The 19,358-nt window shown below is 66.8% G+C and carries 15 protein-coding genes, 2 tRNA genes and 1 riboswitch; of the genes, 12 read left to right on the forward strand and 5 right to left on the reverse strand.

Annotation, left to right across the window (positions count from 1 at the left end):
* Window positions 1–9 precede the first annotated feature (9 nt).
* The 9 genes from C996_RS0107480 (at window position 10) to C996_RS0107520 (ending at window position 13,342) form a co-directional block, all read left to right on the forward strand.
* Window positions 10–1,572, forward strand: coding sequence for a cryptochrome/photolyase family protein (locus C996_RS0107480; RefSeq protein WP_018866834.1), 1,563 nt, complete (start codon window positions 10–12; stop codon window positions 1,570–1,572).
* Window positions 1,572–2,978, forward strand: coding sequence for a deoxyribodipyrimidine photo-lyase (locus C996_RS0107485; RefSeq protein WP_018866835.1), 1,407 nt, complete (start codon window positions 1,572–1,574; stop codon window positions 2,976–2,978). The genes C996_RS0107480 and C996_RS0107485 overlap by 1 nt, the downstream gene beginning before the upstream one ends.
* A gap of 18 nt (window positions 2,979–2,996) precedes the next feature.
* Window positions 2,997–3,260 carry a hypothetical protein gene (locus tag C996_RS0107490; RefSeq protein ID WP_018866836.1) on the forward strand — a complete coding sequence of 88 codons (264 nt, stop codon included), beginning with the start codon at window positions 2,997–2,999 and terminating at the stop codon, window positions 3,258–3,260.
* Between the two features lie 129 nt (window positions 3,261–3,389).
* Window positions 3,390–3,881, forward strand: a complete 492-nt coding sequence (locus C996_RS0107495) for a hypothetical protein (RefSeq protein WP_018866837.1) — start codon at window positions 3,390–3,392, stop codon at window positions 3,879–3,881.
* Window positions 3,882–4,040: 159 nt separating this feature from the next.
* Complete coding sequence (locus tag C996_RS0107500; protein WP_018866838.1) at window positions 4,041–7,856, forward strand: AAA family ATPase; 3,816 nt, start codon at window positions 4,041–4,043, stop codon at window positions 7,854–7,856.
* Between the two features lie 126 nt (window positions 7,857–7,982).
* The gene (locus tag C996_RS0107505; RefSeq protein ID WP_018866839.1) at window positions 7,983–9,065 is read left to right on the forward strand and encodes an ABC transporter ATP-binding protein; all 1,083 of its coding nucleotides are present in this window, start codon (window positions 7,983–7,985) and stop codon (window positions 9,063–9,065) included.
* Entirely contained in the window at window positions 9,065–10,108 is a 1,044-nt protein-coding gene (locus tag C996_RS0107510; RefSeq protein ID WP_026279238.1) for an extracellular solute-binding protein, read from the forward strand. Before C996_RS0107505 ends, C996_RS0107510 begins: the two co-directional genes overlap by 1 nt.
* A complete protein-coding gene (locus C996_RS0107515) occupies window positions 10,105–11,808 on the forward strand; it encodes an iron ABC transporter permease (protein ID WP_018866840.1) in 1,704 nt (567 codons plus the stop codon). Before C996_RS0107510 ends, C996_RS0107515 begins: the two co-directional genes overlap by 4 nt.
* 85 nt (window positions 11,809–11,893) lie before the next feature.
* On the forward strand, window positions 11,894–13,342 hold the full coding sequence (locus C996_RS0107520; protein WP_018866841.1) for an OprO/OprP family phosphate-selective porin: 1,449 nt from the start codon (window positions 11,894–11,896) through the stop codon (window positions 13,340–13,342).
* 109 nt (window positions 13,343–13,451) lie between these two features.
* On the opposite strand, the gene C996_RS0107525 is transcribed toward C996_RS0107520, so the two are convergent.
* The 4 genes from C996_RS0107525 to gltX form a co-directional block, all read right to left on the reverse strand.
* A tRNA-Glu gene (locus tag C996_RS0107525) sits at window positions 13,452–13,527 on the reverse strand.
* Between the two features lie 20 nt (window positions 13,528–13,547).
* Window positions 13,548–13,772, reverse strand: coding sequence for a hypothetical protein (locus tag C996_RS0107530; RefSeq protein WP_026279239.1), 225 nt, complete (start codon window positions 13,770–13,772; stop codon window positions 13,548–13,550).
* Window positions 13,773–13,796: 24 nt separating this feature from the next.
* Window positions 13,797–13,872, reverse strand: a tRNA-Ala gene (locus tag C996_RS0107535).
* A gap of 42 nt (window positions 13,873–13,914) precedes the next feature.
* Entirely contained in the window at window positions 13,915–15,321 is a 1,407-nt protein-coding gene (gltX, locus tag C996_RS0107540; RefSeq protein WP_018866842.1) for a glutamate--tRNA ligase, read from the reverse strand.
* Window positions 15,322–15,459: 138 nt separating this feature from the next.
* Between gltX and C996_RS0107545 the strand changes: the two genes are divergently transcribed.
* Complete coding sequence (locus C996_RS0107545) at window positions 15,460–15,903, forward strand: DUF4399 domain-containing protein (RefSeq protein WP_026279240.1); 444 nt, start codon at window positions 15,460–15,462, stop codon at window positions 15,901–15,903.
* Between the two features lie 75 nt (window positions 15,904–15,978).
* Here the strand turns inward: C996_RS0107545 and C996_RS0107550 are convergent, their stop codons facing one another.
* Window positions 15,979–16,983: a cytochrome-c peroxidase gene (locus C996_RS0107550; RefSeq protein ID WP_018866844.1), complete on the reverse strand. Its 1,005-nt coding sequence runs from the start codon at window positions 16,981–16,983 to the stop codon at window positions 15,979–15,981.
* Window positions 16,984–17,175: 192 nt separating this feature from the next.
* A riboswitch (cobalamin riboswitch) is annotated at window positions 17,176–17,398 on the forward strand.
* A gap of 110 nt (window positions 17,399–17,508) precedes the next feature.
* Between C996_RS0107550 and C996_RS0107555 the strand changes: the two genes are divergently transcribed.
* Both C996_RS0107555 and C996_RS0107560 read left to right on the forward strand, forming a co-directional pair.
* Window positions 17,509–18,639, forward strand: coding sequence for a porin (locus C996_RS0107555; protein ID WP_018880466.1), 1,131 nt, complete (start codon window positions 17,509–17,511; stop codon window positions 18,637–18,639).
* Between the two features lie 20 nt (window positions 18,640–18,659).
* Complete coding sequence (locus C996_RS0107560) at window positions 18,660–19,217, forward strand: cytochrome c (RefSeq protein WP_018866846.1); 558 nt, start codon at window positions 18,660–18,662, stop codon at window positions 19,215–19,217.
* Window positions 19,218–19,358 lie beyond the last annotated feature (141 nt).

Consider the following 19,358-nt stretch of genomic DNA (forward strand, 5'->3'; position numbering starts at 1 on the left):
CCCGGCTCAGTGGCCACCACCGCCGCGTCCGTGCGCACCCTCCTGGTTGTGCTCGGCGACCAGCTCGCCCCCGACCACCCGGTTCTGCAGGAGCTGGACCCCGACCGGGATGCCGTGTGGATGGCCGAGGTGGCCCACGAATCCCGCCACGTCCTCTCGCATGCGGCCCGCACCACCCTGTTCCTGTCGGCGATGCGCCACTTCGCCCGGCAGCTCCGCAAGGCAGGCCTGAGCGTTCACTATCGCCATCTCGGGGAGCACCCCGAGCCAACCCTGGGCGAGGCCCTGGACACCGACCTGGAACGGCTCCAGCCGACCCGGGTGATCGTCCTCCAGCCGGGGGAACATCGTGTATGCCGTCAGCTTGAGGCCACCTGCCGCACCCGGGGCGTGCCACTGGAGGTCCGCGAGGATCCCTGCTTCCTGGTATCGCAGACGACCTTCGAGCAATGGGCCGGGACGCGCAAGCAGCTGCGCATGGAGTACTTCTACCGCCAGCAGCGAGCCGCCCTGGGCATCCTGATGAATGGCGACGAACCCGCCGGCGGACAGTGGAACTTTGACGCCGACAACCGCGGACATTTCGGCCGGGACGGGCCCGGCCTGCTGCCGCCCCCCGTCGCCTTCGAACCCGACAAGATCACGCGCGAATGCCGGGATGCCGTCGCCCGGTATCTGCCGGAACTGGCGGGCCAGACGGATGCGTTCGACTGGCCGGTCACCCCGGAACAGGCACAACAGGCCCTGGCCGACTTCATCCAGCACCGCCTGCCCCTGTTCGGCACCTATCAGGACGCGATGTGGACCGACCAGCCGTGGCTCTATCACGCCCGCCTGTCCGCCGCGCTCAACCTGCACCTGATCCATCCGCGCTCGGTGATCGACGCGGCGGAACAGGCCTGGCGCGACGGCCATGCGCCGCTCCCCGCGGTCGAGGGGTTCATCCGGCAGATCCTCGGCTGGCGCGAATACGTGCGCGGGCTGTACTTCCACTTTGGCGAGGCCTGGCACGAATGGAACGCCCTGGAGGCGGAGCAGCCGCTGCCGGCCCTCTACTGGGACGCCGACACCTCCATGCAGTGCCTGCACCAGGCCGTGGGCCAGACCCTGAAACGCGGTTATGCGCACCATATCCAGCGACTAATGGTCACCGGGCTGTTCGCCCAGCTCCTGGGCATGCGCCCGGCCGAGATCCATGCCTGGTATCTGGGTATCTACGTCGATGCCGTGGAGTGGGTGGAACTCCCCAACGTGGTCGGCATGTCGCAGTATGCCGACGGCGGCCGCATGGCCTCCAAGCCGTACGTCGCCACCGGCCGCTACATTCAGCGCATGAGCAACTACTGCCGGCACTGCCCGTTCGACCCGGCCGAGGCCCTCGGCGCGAAGGCCTGTCCGTTCACCACGCTTTACTGGGACTTCCTCGACCGTCACCGCGAGCGGTTCGCCCGCCACCCGCGCACCGCGCTGCAGTGGAAGCACCTCGAGAAGATGGACCCCGAACGCCTGGAGGCCATCCGCGCCCAGGCCCGCCACATCCGCGACACACTCGCGCAGGGAGACCGTATCTGATGCCGCGCCCCGGCCCCACCCTCGTCTGGCTGCGCCGCGACCTGCGCCTGGCCGACCAGCCTGCCCTGCACGCCGCCAGCGAGCGCGGCGGGCCGGTCATCCCGGTGTTCATCCATGCCCCGGAGGACGAGGCGCCCTGGCAACCGGGGGCCGCATCCCGCTGGTGGATGCACCACAGCCTGCAGGCCCTGGACCAGGACCTTTGCAAGAACGGTTCGCGCCTGATCCTGCGCGCCGGCCCCGCCCTTGACACCGTGCGGACCCTGGTACGCGAGACCGGTGCCACTGCCGTCTACTGGAACCGCCTGTACGAGCCCGCCCGGGTCCTGCGCGACCCGGAGATCAAGGCCGGCCTGCGCGCCGATGGCCTCGAAGTCCACAGCTTCAATGCCCACCTGCTGGTCGAGCCCTGGGAGGTCGAAACCGGCCAGGGCCGGCCCTACAAGGTCTTCACCCCATTCTGGAAGGCCTGCCTGCACCGCGGCATTGATCGCGACCCGCTGCCCGCGCCCAACGACCTGCCGCCCCCCGATGCCTGGCCCGCCAGCCTGCGCCCGGAAGACCTCGGACTCCTGCCCGAGATCGACTGGGCCGGGGGCCTGCGCGCCGCCTGGACGCCCGGGGAGGACGCGGCCCACCAGCGGCTGACGCAATTCCTCGACGGCGCGCTGCACGCCTACGCCAGCGAACGCGACCGCCCGGACCATGACGGTACCTCGCGCCTGTCACCGCATCTGCACTTCGGCGAGCTCTCCCCGCGCCAGATCCTGCGCGCCCTGCGCCAAACCGGCCTGCATCCGGACCACGGAGGACCCGAGGCCTTCGTGCGCGAGCTCGGCTGGCGCGACTTCGCCCATCACGTGCTCTATCACTTCCCGCACACCCCGGAACGACCGCTGAACCCGCGCTTCGAGGCCTTCCCCTGGCGCGAGGACGCGGCGGACCTGCGCGCCTGGCAGCAGGGCCGCACTGGGCTCCCGATCGTCGATGCCGCCATGCACCAGTTGTGGGAGACCGGCTGGATGCACAACCGCCTGCGCATGGTGGTCGGCTCCTTCCTGACCAAGAACCTGCGCCTGCACTGGCAGCATGGCGCGCACTGGTTCTGGGACACCCTGGTGGATGCCGACCTCGCCGCCAACACCCTGGGCTGGCAGTGGGCCGGAGGCTGCGGCGCCGATGCCGCGCCCTACTTTCGCGTGTTCAACCCGCAAACCCAGGGCGAACGCCACGACCCCGACGGCGCCTTCGTGCGCCGCTTCGTCCCCGTACTCAAGGACGTCGAAACGCGGTATATTCACGCGCCCGGCGCCGGCGGCGCACGCGGCTATCCGGCCCCCATCGTGGACCTGAAAGCCAGCCGCCAGGCCGCACTCGAGGCCTTCCAGGCCATCAAAGACCACTGATCGAAACAGGCCCCTACCATGAGCTTCTCCGAACAGAACCTGCAGTACCCCAAGGACGTGAGCTACAACTTCAGCCGCTACGACGACACCACCCCGGTACGCGTCACCCACGAGGGCAAGCGCTTCATCGGCCAGCTGCTGAACCACGAGGCTCCCTACCGTATCCGCGTAACCGAGGAGGTCGTCAGCCCGGGCGCCTCGCGCTTCATCCCGGTACGCGAGATCCAGGTCCAGACCCTCGAAGCGGTGGAATATCTGCACAACGGCCACCACGGGCACTGAACCACTGCCGACGGCCGCGCCCGACTCCGGGCGCGGCCGCTCCCCCGGCGTCGACCCGACATCGCTGCACGCAGCGCGCGCGGGACTGCTACTCTCGTAACAGGACCTCCGCCAAAAGGGACGACTGCCATGCACCGCTTACTTGCATCTTTCCTGCTTGGTGCCCTGCTGCTCCCCGGCCTGGCACTCGCCGACAAACCCGGCGATCAGCGTGCCATTGCCGGCATGGACACCGGGCGCATCCTCTGGGACATCACCATCGGCGAACCCGACCGGCTGATCGCCCGCCTGAGCGTGATCCGCGAGACCTACGACGACATGCAGCGCCAGGGCCTGGAGCCGGAGATGGTGTTTGCCTTCCGGGGCGGCGCGGCGGGGCTGATCGCCCGCTCTACCGACCACCTCGATATCGAGGACGTCTCCGCCGTGCGCCATATCCACGAACGGCTGGAGGGCCTGCTGGAACTGGACGGCATCCACATGGAGGCCTGCAGCATTGCCACGCGGCGCTTCGACCTCGAACAGGACGACCTGCTGCCCGGGATTCACCTGGTCGGCAACACGTTCCTCTCGATCATGGGCTACGAAAACCAGGGCTATGCAACCATCCGCATTGACTGACCCCGGCCGCGGAATGCCGGTACAATCAACCCGGACGGAGATGGGGCCCGCCCCTGCACCGCAAATGCGGCGGCGGCCCGGTACACGAACGCCCTGACCGGATCGCGGAAGGCCACAAACGGCCGCTGACGAAGAAGACGGGAGACCTGCTTGGCGCATATGGAAATCACGACCTTCGGCACCGTCGGCGTGCGCGTGGAGGACCGTGACATACCCGCTCTCTCCGGGACGAAACTCGGCCTGCTCCTCACCTATGTGGCGGCCGAGAGCCCGCGGCGTATCCCGCGCGAGGAACTGGCCCGCCTGTTCTGGCCCGACCTGGACGCCGACAGCGCCCGGGTCAACCTGCGCCAGGGCCTGTTCCAGCTGCGTCGCCAGCTACCCGCCGGCGACCCGCCCCTGCTCGACACGACGCCCCGCTATGTGCGCTTCCAGCCGCAAGCGGACTCGCGCATCGACTTCCTCACCCTGCAGCGTGCGCGCTCCGAGCGCCGCACGACCGAGGGGCGGGAGACCACGGCACCCCCGCCGGACCTGGCCATTGTGTGCGAGTACCGCGGACACTTCCTCGAGGGCCTGCGCGCCCTGCAGGACCTGCCGGAACTATCCGCCTGGGCCCAGTCCCAGCGCGACCATCACTGGCAGAATCTTCTGGTCTTCATCGGCCACAATCTCCCCGAACTCGCCAAGCCCAACGAGGGCGAACCCCTGCTGGCCGAGCTCCACCGCCTGCTGGCCATGGAGCCCCACGACGAGACCCTGCACCACCTCCTGATGAAGGCCCTGGCGGCCAGCGGCCACCCCAAGCGCGCGCTCGAGCACTATGCCCACCTGGAGGCCGAGGCCGGCAAGCCCCCGGGCGAACTGCTGGCGCGCACGCGCGAGGAAATCCTGGGCGCCGAACGCGCCGAGGCCAGCCATCAGCACGCCAGCCCCGAGGATGCCGAGCCCGCCACCCTGCGCCCCGAACGCCGTCGGGTCACGGTCGTGGCCTGCCATGTACAGCCCGATGCCGACGCCGACATCGAGATCCAGCAGCAACAGGTCAACCGCACGCTGGAGCATGTCGACTTCGTCCTGTTGAGCCACCACGGCCATGTCGTGCCCTCGCCCGGCCATGGCCTGCTCGCCTATTTCGGCTATCCCGCCGGACGCGAAGAGGCGACGGTAGACGCCGTGCATGCCGCCTGGCAGGCGCTGGAGAGCGCCCCCGGTGACTGCCAACTGCGCCTCGCCGTGGATACCGACCTGATCGTCACCGGCGCCGACCCGGATCTGCCCGACCCCGCCGGCCAGCTCACCGCCCGCGTACACGAGTGCGCCCAGCGCGCCGACCCCGGCACCCTGCGCGTCAGCGCACCCACCCATGCCCGCGTGTCCGGCTACTTCAGCTTCCGCGAGGCGGAGGACGGCACGGGCGCCTACCGCGTCACCGGCGATCCCGGTCCGCTGGACCGCGTGGATGCCCAGACCCTGCGTGGCCTGACGCCGCTGACCGGCCGCAGCCCGGAACTGCAGGCACTGCGTAGCCACTGGGATCAGGTGCTCGACCGCGACGAGGTCCGCTTCGTGCTGGTTCAGGGCGAGGCCGGTCTGGGCAAGAGCCGCCTGGCCCGCGGGCTCGATCTCCAGGTCCGCGGCCAGGCCCGCTCACGCTACCTGCTCAAGTGCCGCGAAGACCGCGCCCGCCAGCTCCTGGCCCCGGTACGCCAGGCCTTCGCCACCTGGATGGGACACGACACCCTGCGCGATGCCCGGAAGCGCCGACTCGCCGGCGCCCTCAAGCATGCCGGGGTCGCCCCGGAGCTTGCGCCACGCCTGGCCCACTGGCTCACCCATCCGGACGCCGACGGTCCCGAAAGCCTCGCCCACGAAGGGCTGGACCGCGACCGCATCATCGACACCCTGGTCGAACTGGTGCAGCGGCGCGCCGCCCACGGTCCGACCCTCCTGATCTGCGACGATCTCCACTGGATGGACTCGGGCACGGCGGAGTTCCTGCGCCGGCTGTACCAGCGCCTGCAGCACCAGCCCCTGATGGCCATCCTGACCGCGCGCATGAGCTTCCGCTCCTCCTGGCGCGATCTCTCGCTGCAGCACATCCGCCTGCACGGCCTGGACGATGCCGCCGCCCGCGACCTGGTCGATCGCCTGGACCCCCACGGCCGCCTGGCCAGCGGCCTGCGCGACCAGCTGGTCGAACGCGGCGAAGGCGTGCCGCTGTTCCTCGAGGAACTCACGCGGTATGCCCTGGAGGCTGCCCGCAGCGGTCAGCTCCCGGACACCCTGCCACCCGGTCTCTCCAACCTGCTGGTCGCACGCCTGGAACAGCTGGGCAGCGCCCGGGAACTGGCCCACTCGGCCGCAGTCATCGGCCGCGACTTCGATACCCGCATCCTCAGCCGACTGCGTGGTCAACCCGCCGACACCATCCGGCGGCAGCTGACCCGGCTGACCGGAAAGGGATTCATCGAACCCGCCGGCATGGTGGATGGCGTGCGCTATCGCTTCCGCCACGCCCTGTTCCGTCAGGCGGCCTACGAGTCGATGCTGCTGAGTGAACGCACGCGCCTGCACGGCCAGCTGGCCGACCTGATGCAGGAAGACGGCGAGAACGGCATGCAGACCGCGGACTGGGGCCGCATCGCCAGCCACCTCTACCATGCCGCTCGCTACCCCGAGGCGGCCAGCGCCTGGCTGCATGCCGGCGAGGCGGCGTTCGCGCGCGGCCTCCTGCCCGAGGCCTCGCACTACTTCGAGGATGCCCTGGCCTGCCTGGAGCGCCATCCGGCAGCTCACAAGGAACATGAGCCGACGGATTTGGAACACAACACGCTGCGCGCCCTCGGCGGGCTCGGCGCGTCCAATCTGGCCCTGCTGGGCTATGGCTCACGCACGGTCAATGACATCTTCGAACGGGCCATGCACCTGACCGCGCCGGAGCAGGATCCGGTGCAGTACTTCCGCGTGCTGTGGGGTTTGTGGCACGGCGCCGGCTCCTGGCATGGCTTCACCGAGGCCCACCGTCTCGCCGGGGAGATGGAACAGCTCGCCGAGCGATCCGGCGACCGCCTGCTGCGGATCGCCGCCCATTACGTACAGGGCAACACCCACTTCTGGACCGGTCGCTTCGCCGAGGCCCTGGAACATCAGACCCGGGCGGTGGAGCTCTATCGCGAGGAAGACCACGCCGCCCTGGTAGCCCGGCACACCGAGAACCCGGCCATCAGCGCGCGCGGCTTCATGGCCTGGACGCTGCTCCACCTGGGGAACCACGCGCGCGCCTGGGCCGAGATGGACACCGCCTGCGAGCAGGCGGACGCACTCGGCCATCGGCCCACCGAGGCCTTCGTGCAGGCCTTCCGCGCCGTGCTCGGCTTCTACAGCGGGGATCCGGACTCCACCCTGCCGGCGGCACGCCGAACGCTCGCCATCGCGCGCGATTACGACTACCCGCTGTGGCGCGCCGCCGGCATCACCCTCGAGAGCTGGGCCCTCGCCCGCCAGGGACAAGCCGACGCCTGTCAGGCCATCGAGCAGCAGGTGGAGGCCATGCGTCACATCATGGACGGGGTCAACACCATCTTCCAGTACATCCTGCTGGACGCCCTGCAGGCCAGCGGCACCGCGGCCGACCAGCGCCTGAGCGTCGCCGACGTCGCCCTGGCCGGCTGCCGCAAGCGGGGCGACCTCGCGTTCGAAGCGCCGATCCGGCGCCTGCGCGCCGTGGCCCTGCTCGACCAGAGCCAGGGACGCGACGAAGAAGGCTGGCACGAACTCGAGCGCGCCCGCCGTATCGCCCACGAACAGGGCAACCCCAATATCGAGCGCCAGACCCTGCTGGATCATGCACGGTATGCGACGGATCCCCAGATAGAGTCCTGGGCCGAGCGCGAACTCCTGCGCATCAACCACTGCATCATCCCCCGCCCGCACCCGGACGAACCCCGCCAGCGCGACCCCCGCCTCGCCTGAACCGGTTCCGGTTCCACACTCGCGGGCAATGCAACGAAAGCTTCATTCGCGCGCAACAAAACCTCGATACCGCTGTAACGATACTGCCCTAGTCTGAGCGCTCGCTCTTTCCCCAAGGCATGTGTCATGCAAACGCCCAACAGCGACCCGCTGCTTGAGTGTCGGCAACTTCGCAAGACCTTCGGGTCGCATACCGCCCTTGATTCCATCGACCTTCAGGTTCATCCCGGCGAATGCCAGGTCCTGCTCGGGCCCTCCGGCTGCGGCAAGACCACACTCCTGAATCTGGTCGCGGGGTCGCTGGCGGCCGATGGCGGGACCCTCTCGATCGCGGGGACGGTCATGGATGACCCAGCGCGCTCTATTCACCAGCCGATGCAGACGCGCGGGCTGGCGATGGTCTTTCAGAATCACAGTCTGTGGCCGCACATGAATGTGGAACAGAACGTGGGCTTCGGCCTGAAACTGCGGGGGACCACATCCTCGCAGCGGCGCCGACAGGTCATGGAGATTCTCGAACGCCTCCAGATTGCCGAGTTTGCGGACCGGGCCATATCCACATTATCGGGCGGCCAGCAGCAGCGGGTGGCGATCGCCCGCGCGCTGGTCGTCCGTCCGCGCCTGCTGTTGATGGACGAACCTCTTTCGGCACTCGATGCCCGTCTGAAAGAAGAACTCAAGTCCGAGATCGCACTGCTCATCCGCGACACCGGACAGACCGTCGTGTATGTCACCCACGATCAGGGTGAGGCGTTCGCACTCGGCGACCGCATCGCCCTGATGGCGGATGGCCGCATCGCACAGAACAGTACCCCCGAGGCCATCTACCAGAGCCCCAGCAATCGCTTCGTCGCCGAGTTCATCGGCAGCGCGAACATCCTGGCATTCGAGCGTCGGGGTGACGAGATCGTCCTCGACAATGCCTTGCGCCTGGCGGCCACCAACGGGCTGCCCGCCAATGGGCACCTTGTGGTGCGCCGGGAGGATATTGATCTGTCGCCTGGCAAGGCACCCCCTCCGGATGCGCGCCCCAATGGGGTGCTGCCGGGTTCCGTACGCCACTCGCGCTTTCTCGGGGACCGCCACGAGATCCTCCTGGATCTGGACCAGGGCATGCGTCTGCGGGCCTTTCACCGTTCGGCACTCGCCTGCGGCGAAAGCGTCGGCATCGGCCTGGACCTCCAGCGCGCCCACGTCGTTCGCAGCTGATGGACATCCGCAGCCTCGTCTTGCTCGCCGGTCTGGCGGTCGCGCTCCCGAGTCTGACCGGGTGCGCGGGCCCATCCTCGAATGACGACACGCTGGTGGTCTATTCCGCGGGGCCCCGGCCCCTGATCGAACACATCGTGGAGGCGTTCGAAGCCCGCCACGACGTCCGCGTCGAACTCTTCGCCGCCACCACCGGACAGGTCATGGCGAAACTGGAGGCGGAACGCTATCGCAACCGCGCGGATGTGGTGATTTTCGCCTCGGAACTCGCGGCCGAGGCCCTGAAGCGAGACGGACGCCTGAGGCCCTACCGACCCGCTGGGGTCGAGCAAACTGACGCCGACTGGCACGACCCGGACGGCTATTTCCATGCGACGGCCGCCGCGCTTGTGGGCGTCGCCGTACGCAAGGATCGCCCGCTGGGCGATGCGGTATCGATCGACTGGCCGGATCTGATGCGGGCACCTCATGCCGAACGGACAGTCATGCCGTCGCCGTCACGATCGGGAGCCACCGGCGACTTCCTGGTGAATTTCGCCCAGGTCCAGGGAGACGAGCTGTGGCCCGCGTTCGTCGACGCCCGGACGGATGGACTCGACTTCGCGGCGGCCAACAGCCAGGCCATCGGCGGGCTCGTGACCGGCGCATACGACGCGATCCTGGGCGTGGTGGACTACCTTGTCCTGCGCCAACAGGTCCGCAATCCCGAAGTCGAGATGCGCTACCCGACCAGTGGCGCGGCCATGGTTCGGCGGCCGATCGTGATCCTCGACGAGGCGCACGCGCCCGGACTGGCCGAGGCATTTGTCGACTTTTACTTCTCCGAATTCGCCCAGGAGGCGGTGGCCGAACAGCACCTGATCCCGGCCCGGGAGGGTATCGGGAACAGTCCGGAACGGCAGGCAGCCTACGAAGGCATGCCTCCGATCCTGGCGCTGGACCGGAGCCAGGCACTCGCGGCTCAGAACCGACTGCTGCGCCAGTTTCAGCTCCGGGTTGAACGCGCGGAGATCCCGCGGGCGGTGCGGAGCCCGGCCCCATGATCACCGCGGCATCCGCGGCCACGCGCCCTTTCGTCCTGTCGTGGGCCAGCACCCGGCTCCCGGTGCTGCTGGTCGCGGCCCTCTTGCTGCTGGGAGCGGGCTATCCCCTGGCGCTGTTGTTCCTGACCAGCATCTTCCCCGAAATCATGGGAGGGCGCTTCGAGGGCTTTCTCGATGCCTATCGCCGGATCGGCGAAACCGAGGGCATCGGCTCCATGTTGTGGAACTCGTTTGCCTGGGCGGGCGCTACCACTGTTGTCAGCTGGATCCTCGGGGTGCCCTGCGGCTACCTGCTCGCACGGACCAATCTGCCCGGGAAACTGTGGGCCCGGCTTTCGCTGCTGGTTCCGATCATGACCCCGCCCTACATCGCGGCGCTGTCCTACATCCTGGTGATGCAGGACGGCGGGTTCTTCGACCAGCTACTGGGACCGATGCCCGAGGCGCTGCGCGCCTGGTTCTTTTCGTTCTGGGGCGTCACGCTCGTCATGGCGCTGGCCTCCTTTGGCTACGTCGCACTGGCCACCGAGGCCGCGCTGGCCTCCATACCGCGTCGCCTGGAAACCGCCGCGGCACAGCTGGGTGCCAGCTGGGGCCAGACCCTGCGCGCCATCATCATCCCGCTGATGCTGCCAGCGCTGTTCGACTCCGGTCTGCTGGTGTTCCTCGAGGCGCTGTCGAATTTTGGTGTTCCCGCGGTCCTGGGCACACGCGCCAACCTGCCGCTGTTGCCCGCCGAAATCTTCTACCTGGTGACCAGCTGGCCGCTCGACCTCGCGCTGGCCACCGCCCTGTCTTCCCTCCTGTGCCTGGTCGCCCTGATCGCGCTGTACGGGTCGCGCCTGCTGGCCAGCTTCATGGGCGGCGGCCGTTACGAACCCGAAACCCCGCATCAATTCCAGCTGGGGCCCGGGGCGCGCATCATCGGAGTGGCCTGGTTTGCGGGGCTGTTCGCTCTGTCCACGCTGCTGCCCTACTTCGCCATGCTGGTCACCAGCATCGCGGACCAGTGGCAAGGCGCACTCCCCAGCCTGACCCTCGACCATTACCGCGCCATCCTGATACCGGGTTCGCGGGGGTCGGAGGCGTTGTTCACCAGCCTGTGGCTGGCCTTCGCCGCCGCGACCATCAGCATCTTTCTCGGCGCGTGGATCGCCTATGTAATCTCGCGAACGCATGGCTGGCTGCGCCATGCGCTGGAGGGCCTGGCAACCCTGCCACGCGTCATCCCCAAGATTGTTCTGGCAGTCGGCCTGATCCTCGCCTGGAACGCATTCTGGGTGCCCGTCTCCCCCTACAACACGGTGTGGATGCTGCTGCTGGCCTATGTGGTGATCTACATCACCGACGCCCTGAACTACGCCAACAGCCGCCTGCAGTCGATGGATCCGGCGCTTGAACATGCGGCTTCGATCCTCGGCGCCAGCCGCTGGCGCGTGTTCTTCCAGGTCGTTCTGCCTCAGCTCAAGCCTGTGCTGCTGGCCGCCTGGCTGACCACATTCATCGTCACCATGCGCGAGCTCGTGGCCTCCATCTTGCTGCTTCCTCCGGGCGTAGACACCTCCGCCACCTTCATCTTCAACCAGTTCGAGCAGGGCGACCTCGCCGTCGCGATGGCCATGGCCAGCATCACCATCGCCTTGAGCTCGATCGTCCTGGTCGTGTTCCAGATTCGGAGCCGCCCCCGCGCTCCCACCTGATCACGCCTCAAGGCGTGTACCCATCACACCCGGTTCGCGGGACTCATGCCGGGTGTGCATACGCATACATTCACAGGAAAAGACCATGAAACCATTCAAGACTCCCGTACTCCTGGCCGCCCTGATCAGTGGTGGCATTCTGGCTGCACCGGCCCATGCCGAGAGCTCCACATCGGCCCTGATCGACAAATTGATCGAGCGCGGCGTGCTCACCGAACAGGATGTCCGCGACCTCCGCGAGGCGGAAGCCCGGGAATCCGAAGCCGTCGCCGACCAGATTAAGGCCGAGGATCGCTATCAGGGACTGGAGTACGAACCGACCCTTCCATTGCAAACCGTCGATGACCGCATCCAGGCACGCAAATTCCGTGTCGAAAGCCAGGACGGCAAGAACCGATTCGGGCTGCGCGGACGACTGATGGTGGACGCTGCGGCCGCCAACTGGGACGACAATCTTTCCGAAGCCGCCAATGAGGCCGATCCGATTCCCGAGTATGGAACGTTCCTGCGGCGCGCCCGACTGGGCGCCATCGGCGTCTATGACAACCTTTGGGAATGGCAGCTGGAGGTCGACTTCCGGGACAGCGAAGTCCGCTTTGCAAACGCCTACGTCGCTCGGCTCTTTGACAGCGGGCGACTTGCAGTCGGCAACTTCAAGGAGCCTTTCTCGCTGGAAAGCTCGACCAGCTCGCGGCGCCTGACCTTCATGGAACGTGCCACGCCCGTAGACGCCTATCGCCCCAGCCGACAGATCGGCCTGATGTACGAGACGCTGGTACCGGATTGGTATTTTGCAGCGGGTGTCTTTGGCGGGGACGGCACGGATCGCGACCGGGATGTTGAAGAAGGGTACAGCCTGGCAACCCGTGCATCGTTCGCCCCGTATATGTCCGAAGATACGTTCACCCACCTGGGTGCGTCCTTCAACCACCGGGTCAACGCGACGGACGAGGGCACGCTCGAAGATGTTCGCCTGCGCTCGCGTGAAGGCGCTCGAGCCATCGACGTCCGGCTGATTGGCCGCAATGACCTCGAGGGTGTGGACTCATACAGCCGATATGCTCTCGAAGCCGCTTGGGGCAAAGGGCCCTTTTCTCTGCAGGGTGAGTATCTGCGAGTGGACCTGGATCTCGACCGTGAACAAGTCCTGGATGCCCATGGAAGTAACGCCACGGACAAAAGCAGCCTCACGCTGGACGGCTACTATGTCCAGGCGAGCTACTTCCTGACCGGGGAACAACGCAATTATCGCGCCTTCAGCGGCGATTTTGGCGCCGTACGCCCGAATTCCGCCTTTGGTAACGGAGGCACGGGTGCGTGGGAGATCGCGGCTCGCTACGCCCATGCCGACTCGCTGGAACACACCCGTGTGGGGCGCGGCAACAAGATGGACCACTACACCCTTGGTCTGAACTGGTACCCGAACCAGGACATGGTGTTCAAGCTGAACTACATGTACTTCGACTACGAGGGCCGCGGTGGCGTGGCGAACGGCAACCACGTGCTGGCTGCCCGAGCACAGTTCGAATTCTAGTTTCGAACGCCAGGCGAGCACATGGACGTGCTCGTCAACTCGAGGGTTTCAAGCGAACGTTTGCATACAAAAAAGCCCGAACCATGAGGTTCGGGCTTTTTATTTGATATGGCGTCCCCACGGGGATTCGAACCCCGGTCGCCGCCGTGAAAGGGCGGTGTCCTAGGCCTCTAGACGATGGGGACGTAGAGGCAACGTCTTGTTGCTATTCCGGTGGGCCTTTGGGCCGGTCTTCTTCGCTACCCGGTGGCCGATGCAGAAGCGTCGTCACCAGACCGTTGAATACCAGCAAAAACCCGATCGGTACCAGCGCGATGAGGGGCTTGGACCAGGTCTGTTCCCCGGTGAGCATCAGCCCGAATCCGCCGATCAATCCGACTACTGCCAGCACCAATCCAACGTAGAGTGATATGACCCCGAAACGATGCATTGATGAACTCGCAAATCACCTGAGTGGTGGAGCCAGGCGGGATCGAACCGCCGACCTCCTGCATGCCATGCAGGCGCTCTCCCAGCTGAGCTATGGCCCCGTGTCAGGCGAGCGCGTACTGTAGCCAGCACCCCGAAATGTGTCAACCCGCTTCGGCGGAAATTTTCGCCAGCGCGCGGTCGATGCGGGCCAGGGCGCGCTCGCGCCCGATGAGCACCAGCGTATCATCGATGGGCGGGGAGACCGTACCCCCGGTGAGGGCCACGCGCAGCGGCTGCGCGACCTTGCCGAGCTTCAGCTCCAGGCGCTCGCCGGTATGCACCACCACCTCGTGCAGCGGCTCCTTCTCCCAGGCGCCCAGGGCACTAAACCCGTCGTGCAGGGTCTGCAGCACGGGCTTTGCCTCGGCGGTCAGCTGCTTGCGTGCGGCCTTCTCGTCGTAGTCCTCGAACTCGCGATAGAAGTACACGCTGTTCTCGGCCATCTCGCGCAACGTGCGCGCGCGTTCGCGCTGGGCGATCACCACATCGCGCATCGCCGGACCATTGGCCGGATCGATGCCCAGCTGGCCCAGGTGCCAGCCGAACTCCAGCGCCACATGATCCGGGTCCAGCGTCTTGATGTAGTGTTGGTTCAGCCACAGGAGCTTGTCGGGGTTGATCGCCGAGGCGGACTGGTTGACGTCCTCGATATCGAACAGACGCACCAGTTCGTCCACCGAGAAGATCTCCTGGTCGCCGTGGGCCCAGCCCAGGCGCACCAGGTAGTTCAGCAGCGCCTCCGGCAGATAGCCCTCGTCACGGTACTGCATCACCGAGACCGCCCCGTGGCGCTTGGACAGCTTGGCACCGTCCGGGCCCATGATCATCGGCAGGTGGCCGTAGCGCGGCGGTTCCACGCCCAGCGCTTTCAGGATGTTGATCTGGCGCGGGGTATTGTTCAGGTGGTCATCGCCACGGACCACATGGGTGATCCCCATGTCCATGTCGTCGACCACCACCGTCAGGTTGTAGGTCGGCGAGCCGTCGGAGCGGGCGATGATCAGGTCGTCGAGCTCGCTGTTCTGGAACGCGACCTTGCCGCGCACCATGTCATCGACGACGGTCACGCCCTCGTCCGGCGTGCGAAAGCGGATGACCGGCTCCACGCCCTCGCGCGGCTCGGTGCGCGCACGGCAGCGACCGTCGTAGCGCGGCTTTTCCTTGCGCGCCTTCTGCTCCTCGCGCATCGCATCCAGCTCTTCCTTGGTGCAGTAGCAGCGATAGGCGTGGCCTGCGGCCATCAACTGGTCGATCACTTCCTTGTACCGGTCGAAGCGTTCCGTCTGGTAGAACGGCCCGTGATCGTAGGTCAGCCCCAGCCAGTTCATGCCCTCGAGGATCGCGTTCACCGACTCCGCGGTGCTGCGCTCCAGATCGGTGTCCTCGATCCGCAGTACGAACTCGCCACCGTGGTGGCGGGCGTACAGCCAGGAGAACAGCGCGGTGCGGGCACCGCCGATATGCAGATAGCCGGTCGGACTGGGGGCAAATCGGGTGCGAAAACTCATGCGGGCTACTCGTCTCGATCGGGAGGTGGAAAACGAAGGCGCATAGGGTAGCAGAACGCCACTGCACTGCCGCGCGGACCGCCGACTATACTCGAAATGAGTACACAGACCGGCCGAACCCGGGCCCAAGGAGTACCCATGAAACCCGCTCTTACTCGGCTCTCCACACTGCTCGTGCTGACGGGAGGCCTCGCGCTGGCCGGAAGTGCCATGGGCAGCGACCGCATCGCGCCGCCGGATGGCGCGAAGGTCTATTTCATCAGCCCGCAGGATGGCGAAACGCTCGAAAGCCCCGTGCGCATCCAGATGGGCCTGCGCGGCATGGGTGTCGCCCCGGCCGGGGTGGAGATGGACAACACCGGACACCACCACCTCCTGGTGAACAAGCCGCTCGAGGAGGTGGACCTCGACGCCTCCCTGCCCTTCTCGGACCACAAACGCCACTTCGGTGGCGGCCAGACCGAGGGCGAGCTGGAACTCGAACCCGGCGAATACGCCCTGCAACTGCTGTTCATGGACTACCGTCACATCAGCTTCGACCCGCCCGTTGTCTCCGAGAAGATCACGATTACCGTGGAATAGATCTGTACCACCCCATCAAAAAGCCCCCCTCCGTTTCCGGAGGGGGGCTGGCGCATTCGATTCCGATGCGGCCGGTTACGGCAGCGCAGGAATCTCGAACTGCGGCATTTCGCCGGTCAGCGCGTGCATGAAGGCCTCGATATCCGCGACCTCGTCATCACTGAAGTCCTGCCCCAGCATTTCCTCGCCCATGATGCGGATCGCCTCTTCCAGCGTGGCGGTCTCCCCGTTGTTCATGTAGGGATAGGTCAGGGCTACGTTGCGCAGGGTCGGGGTCTTGAACGCAAACCGGTCGCTCTCCTCACCCGTGACCAGGTAGCGGCCCTCGTCCTCCGAACCCGGCACCTGGATGCGGTGGAAGTTGCTGTCGGTCAGCGCCGGCCCACGGTGACAGGCCACGCAGCCGTTGTCGGCGAACAGTTTCATCCCGCGCATCTGCTGCTCGCTCATCGCGCCCTCATCCCCGGCCAGCCAGCGATCCAGCGGCGAGTTCGGGGTGTTCAGCGTACGCTGGAACGTCGCCAGCGCCTTGGCCACGTGGTCGGTATTGATCACGTTGTCGCCGTCATAGTCGGGATAGGCGGCCTCGAATTTTTCCTGGTACTCATTGAACTCCTCCAGGCGGGCGATCGCATCCTCCAGCGGCATCGCCATCTCGATCGCGTCCTGGATCGGACCCAGGGCCTGGCCTTCCAGGTCGTCCTCGCGGCCATCCCAGAACTGCGCAGTGAAGAACCCGGAGTTCAGCACGGTCGGGGTGTTGCGCTCGCCGACCTGACCATCGTGGCCCACCGCGCGCGGGATACGGTCCGCCCATCCCAGCGCCGGGTTGTGGCAGGTCGCGCAGGAGATCACACCGGAGCTGGAGATGCGCGGCTCGAAGAACAGCATCTTGCCCAGCTCGATCTTCTCCTTGGTCATCGAGTTGTCCGCCGGGATCGGCGGCAGCGCCGGCAGCGGCTCGAACACGTCGCGATACTGCGAGTAATCAGTATCCGCCACGGCGGGCGCGGCCACGCCCAGCGCCAGGGCGGTGCAGGCCGAAAAGATGGCGCTGCGAAGATAAGAACCTCGGATCATGGCAAAGTCTCCCTGAGATTGGATCGGTGTCGGCGAAGACCGATATAGACTCGGTCCAAATCACCTGAATCCCACCCTATCGACCCGGTATTCGATCGACCAGCGAAATCAGCGCTCCCGTTGATCCAGATCAATCACTGCGGTTGGTCGCTCATCAAACGCTCTTCTTGCCAGCCTGTTTGCACCCCAGTACCCTTCGCCCCGCCTCCAGGTGCCCTGGCGTTCCATCGCCGGGGATAATCGGGAAGCCGGTGCGCGAACTGCCGTTCGCAATGCCGGCACTGCCCCCGCAACGGTAGGTGAAGACAACGGATCAACAACCACTGCGCCGCAATTCGGTGTGGGAAGGCGATCCGCCCGGGCACCCCCGCCCGCTTCACGAGTCCGGAGACCGGCCAGGAGGAAACCTGACGCTGCGGCGGGCAAGCGGTCGGGTCGGGCTTGCTGTGTCTATAGTCCCCGACCTCCCCTGGCCCACCCAGCGTCGTTCCATCCACGGCGCACGGGGTGTGCGTCCCAGGGAGAATGACCTTGAACAAACCGACCCGACGACCCGGCCGGCCGCCACTCCTGGCTCCGGCCCCGACCCTTCTCGGCCTGTTGATCGCCAGTGGCGGGGCTTCCCCCCTCCAGGCACAGTTCGAGTTCGGCAGCGAAGCCGACGGCTTCGCCATCACCCTGGACCCGCTCATCCAGGGCCGCTACGCCATCGAGCGGGGCGACGAGGGAACCACCACCGAATTCGACTTTCGCCGCGCCTGGCTGGATACGACGGGCACCCTCTTCCACCCCGATCTTAGTTTTCGCCTGCAGCCCGACTTCAGCAGCGGCGAGCTCTCGATGCGCGATGTCTGGCTCCAATACGCACTGACCGAGTCCCTCGACCTGCGCGCCGGCCAGTTCACCGTACCCTTCGGCCTGCCGCGGGACATCGGTGGCCCCAACCGGCTGTTCACCGAATTGAGCATCGCGGGGAATCAGTTCGAGGTCCCGGCTGGACGCGATACCGGCGTCACCCTACTGGGGGGCGACAGCGACGACCGGGCCTGGGCCATCGGCGTGTTTGATGGTCGCGGCCGCCTTGACCAGCGGGATGACCGACCGTCCACCTCCGGCCACCTGTTCAGCGCTCGGGGGGCCTGGGCACCGGTAGGCACCCTTCCACGCGACAACACGACCGTCGGCAAGCCGGTCGAGCATACAGTGGCCCACGGCGTCGGCCTGCAGGCGGCGAACCGCAATCACCTGCGCGACTGGACTCGCGGGCGGGAGAACCAGGTAAATCAGCAACGCGCCGACTGGGTCACCGCAACGGCCGACAGCGTCGTCAAGTTTGCCCGCACCGCCATTTCATTCGCCGCCTTCCGCCGCGACGTATCGCCCGATCACGGCCCCTCCTACCACGACTTGGGCGCCGAACTCGAGCTGGCTCAGGCACTGCCCTGGGAGGGGCTCGAGGTTGCCGCGCGCCACGCTGTGCTGCGCCACGACGCCGGCAACGACCTCGGCACCGACGAGCGCTGGCAGCGCGAGCGGGGCGCCGGCCTCAACTGGTACCACCGCGGCCAGCGACAAAAAACCCAATTGATGTGGCTGGACCGCGACGCCGGCACTTCGGACTGGGAGCTGCACTTGCAGCACCAATTCCGCTTCTGACACTGGAAAGGAGATCCGACATGACTCGACCCCCCTTTACACCGGCCCTCCGGATCGCCGGCCTTGTCCTGTTCCTGCTTGCCGCCACCGGCGCCCATGGCGACGAGGTGACGCTCCCCATGCCCGGCCCCTGGGGCAAAGACTACAGCGAGACGATGGACAACCCGGCCACAGTGGACGCCACCGAGGCCTTCCAGCGCTTCCGCCAGCAAAGCATGCAGGGCACCTCAGCCACCTACCGCAGCATCGAGCAGATCCTGCGCTACGACGCACCGTTCGCCGAGCGCCTGCCCGACCTCGCCGAGGAACTGGCGCGCCGCGCCGACGACATCGAAACCTGGTTCGCACGCGAGACACCGGCGCGGGACGGCGAACCCGGGGCCCTGCCCGCGGCCTGGGAGGACCCGGACTTCGCCGAATACAAGGCAGCCTACCGCGAGGCCGCCGAACGACTGCAGCGCAAGGTGGAGTCGGCCGAGGACCTGGAGAACGAAGACTTCCAGCTTCGCGCCACCGAGGCCCTGAACGGCGTGCGCCACCATTGCTTGGCCTGCCACGACAACTACCGCCGCCGCTAAACCGGCCGGAACCAGGGGGCCGCCGCATGGCGGCCCCTTTCCGTGATCCTGATCGGGAAGAAACCGCCTTCGCCTGCAAGCAGACTCCTACAGGTTCCTGGCGATGTGGGAGCCTGCTTGCAGGCGAAAAGCCCAGTGCCC

It is taken from the genome of Thioalkalivibrio sp. ALE25 (assembly GCF_000377285.1).
Taxonomy (GTDB): Bacteria; Pseudomonadota; Gammaproteobacteria; order Ectothiorhodospirales; family Ectothiorhodospiraceae; genus Thioalkalivibrio.

Excerpts from the sequence above, each read along its gene's own strand:
- C996_RS0107485 (WP_018866835.1), top strand. The coding sequence starts at position 1,572 with ATGCCGCGCCCCGGCCCCACCCTCGTCTGGCTGCGCCGCGACCTGCGC.
- C996_RS0107490 (WP_018866836.1), top strand. The coding sequence starts at position 2,997 with ATGAGCTTCTCCGAACAGAACCTGCAGTACCCCAAGGACGTGAGCTAC.
- C996_RS0107495 (WP_018866837.1), top strand. The coding sequence starts at position 3,390 with ATGCACCGCTTACTTGCATCTTTCCTGCTTGGTGCCCTGCTGCTCCCC.
- C996_RS0107500 (WP_018866838.1), top strand. The coding sequence starts at position 4,041 with ATGGAAATCACGACCTTCGGCACCGTCGGCGTGCGCGTGGAGGACCGT.
- C996_RS0107505 (WP_018866839.1), top strand. The coding sequence starts at position 7,983 with ATGCAAACGCCCAACAGCGACCCGCTGCTTGAGTGTCGGCAACTTCGC.
- C996_RS0107510 (WP_026279238.1), top strand. The coding sequence starts at position 9,065 with ATGGACATCCGCAGCCTCGTCTTGCTCGCCGGTCTGGCGGTCGCGCTC.
- C996_RS0107515 (WP_018866840.1), top strand. The coding sequence starts at position 10,105 with ATGATCACCGCGGCATCCGCGGCCACGCGCCCTTTCGTCCTGTCGTGG.
- C996_RS0107520 (WP_018866841.1), top strand. The coding sequence starts at position 11,894 with ATGAAACCATTCAAGACTCCCGTACTCCTGGCCGCCCTGATCAGTGGT.
- C996_RS0107530 (WP_026279239.1), bottom strand. The coding sequence starts at position 13,772 with ATGCATCGTTTCGGGGTCATATCACTCTACGTTGGATTGGTGCTGGCA.
- gltX (WP_018866842.1), bottom strand. The coding sequence starts at position 15,321 with ATGAGTTTTCGCACCCGATTTGCCCCCAGTCCGACCGGCTATCTGCAT.
- C996_RS0107545 (WP_026279240.1), top strand. The coding sequence starts at position 15,460 with ATGAAACCCGCTCTTACTCGGCTCTCCACACTGCTCGTGCTGACGGGA.
- C996_RS0107550 (WP_018866844.1), bottom strand. The coding sequence starts at position 16,983 with ATGATCCGAGGTTCTTATCTTCGCAGCGCCATCTTTTCGGCCTGCACC.
- C996_RS0107555 (WP_018880466.1), top strand. The coding sequence starts at position 17,509 with ATGACCTTGAACAAACCGACCCGACGACCCGGCCGGCCGCCACTCCTG.
- C996_RS0107560 (WP_018866846.1), top strand. The coding sequence starts at position 18,660 with ATGACTCGACCCCCCTTTACACCGGCCCTCCGGATCGCCGGCCTTGTC.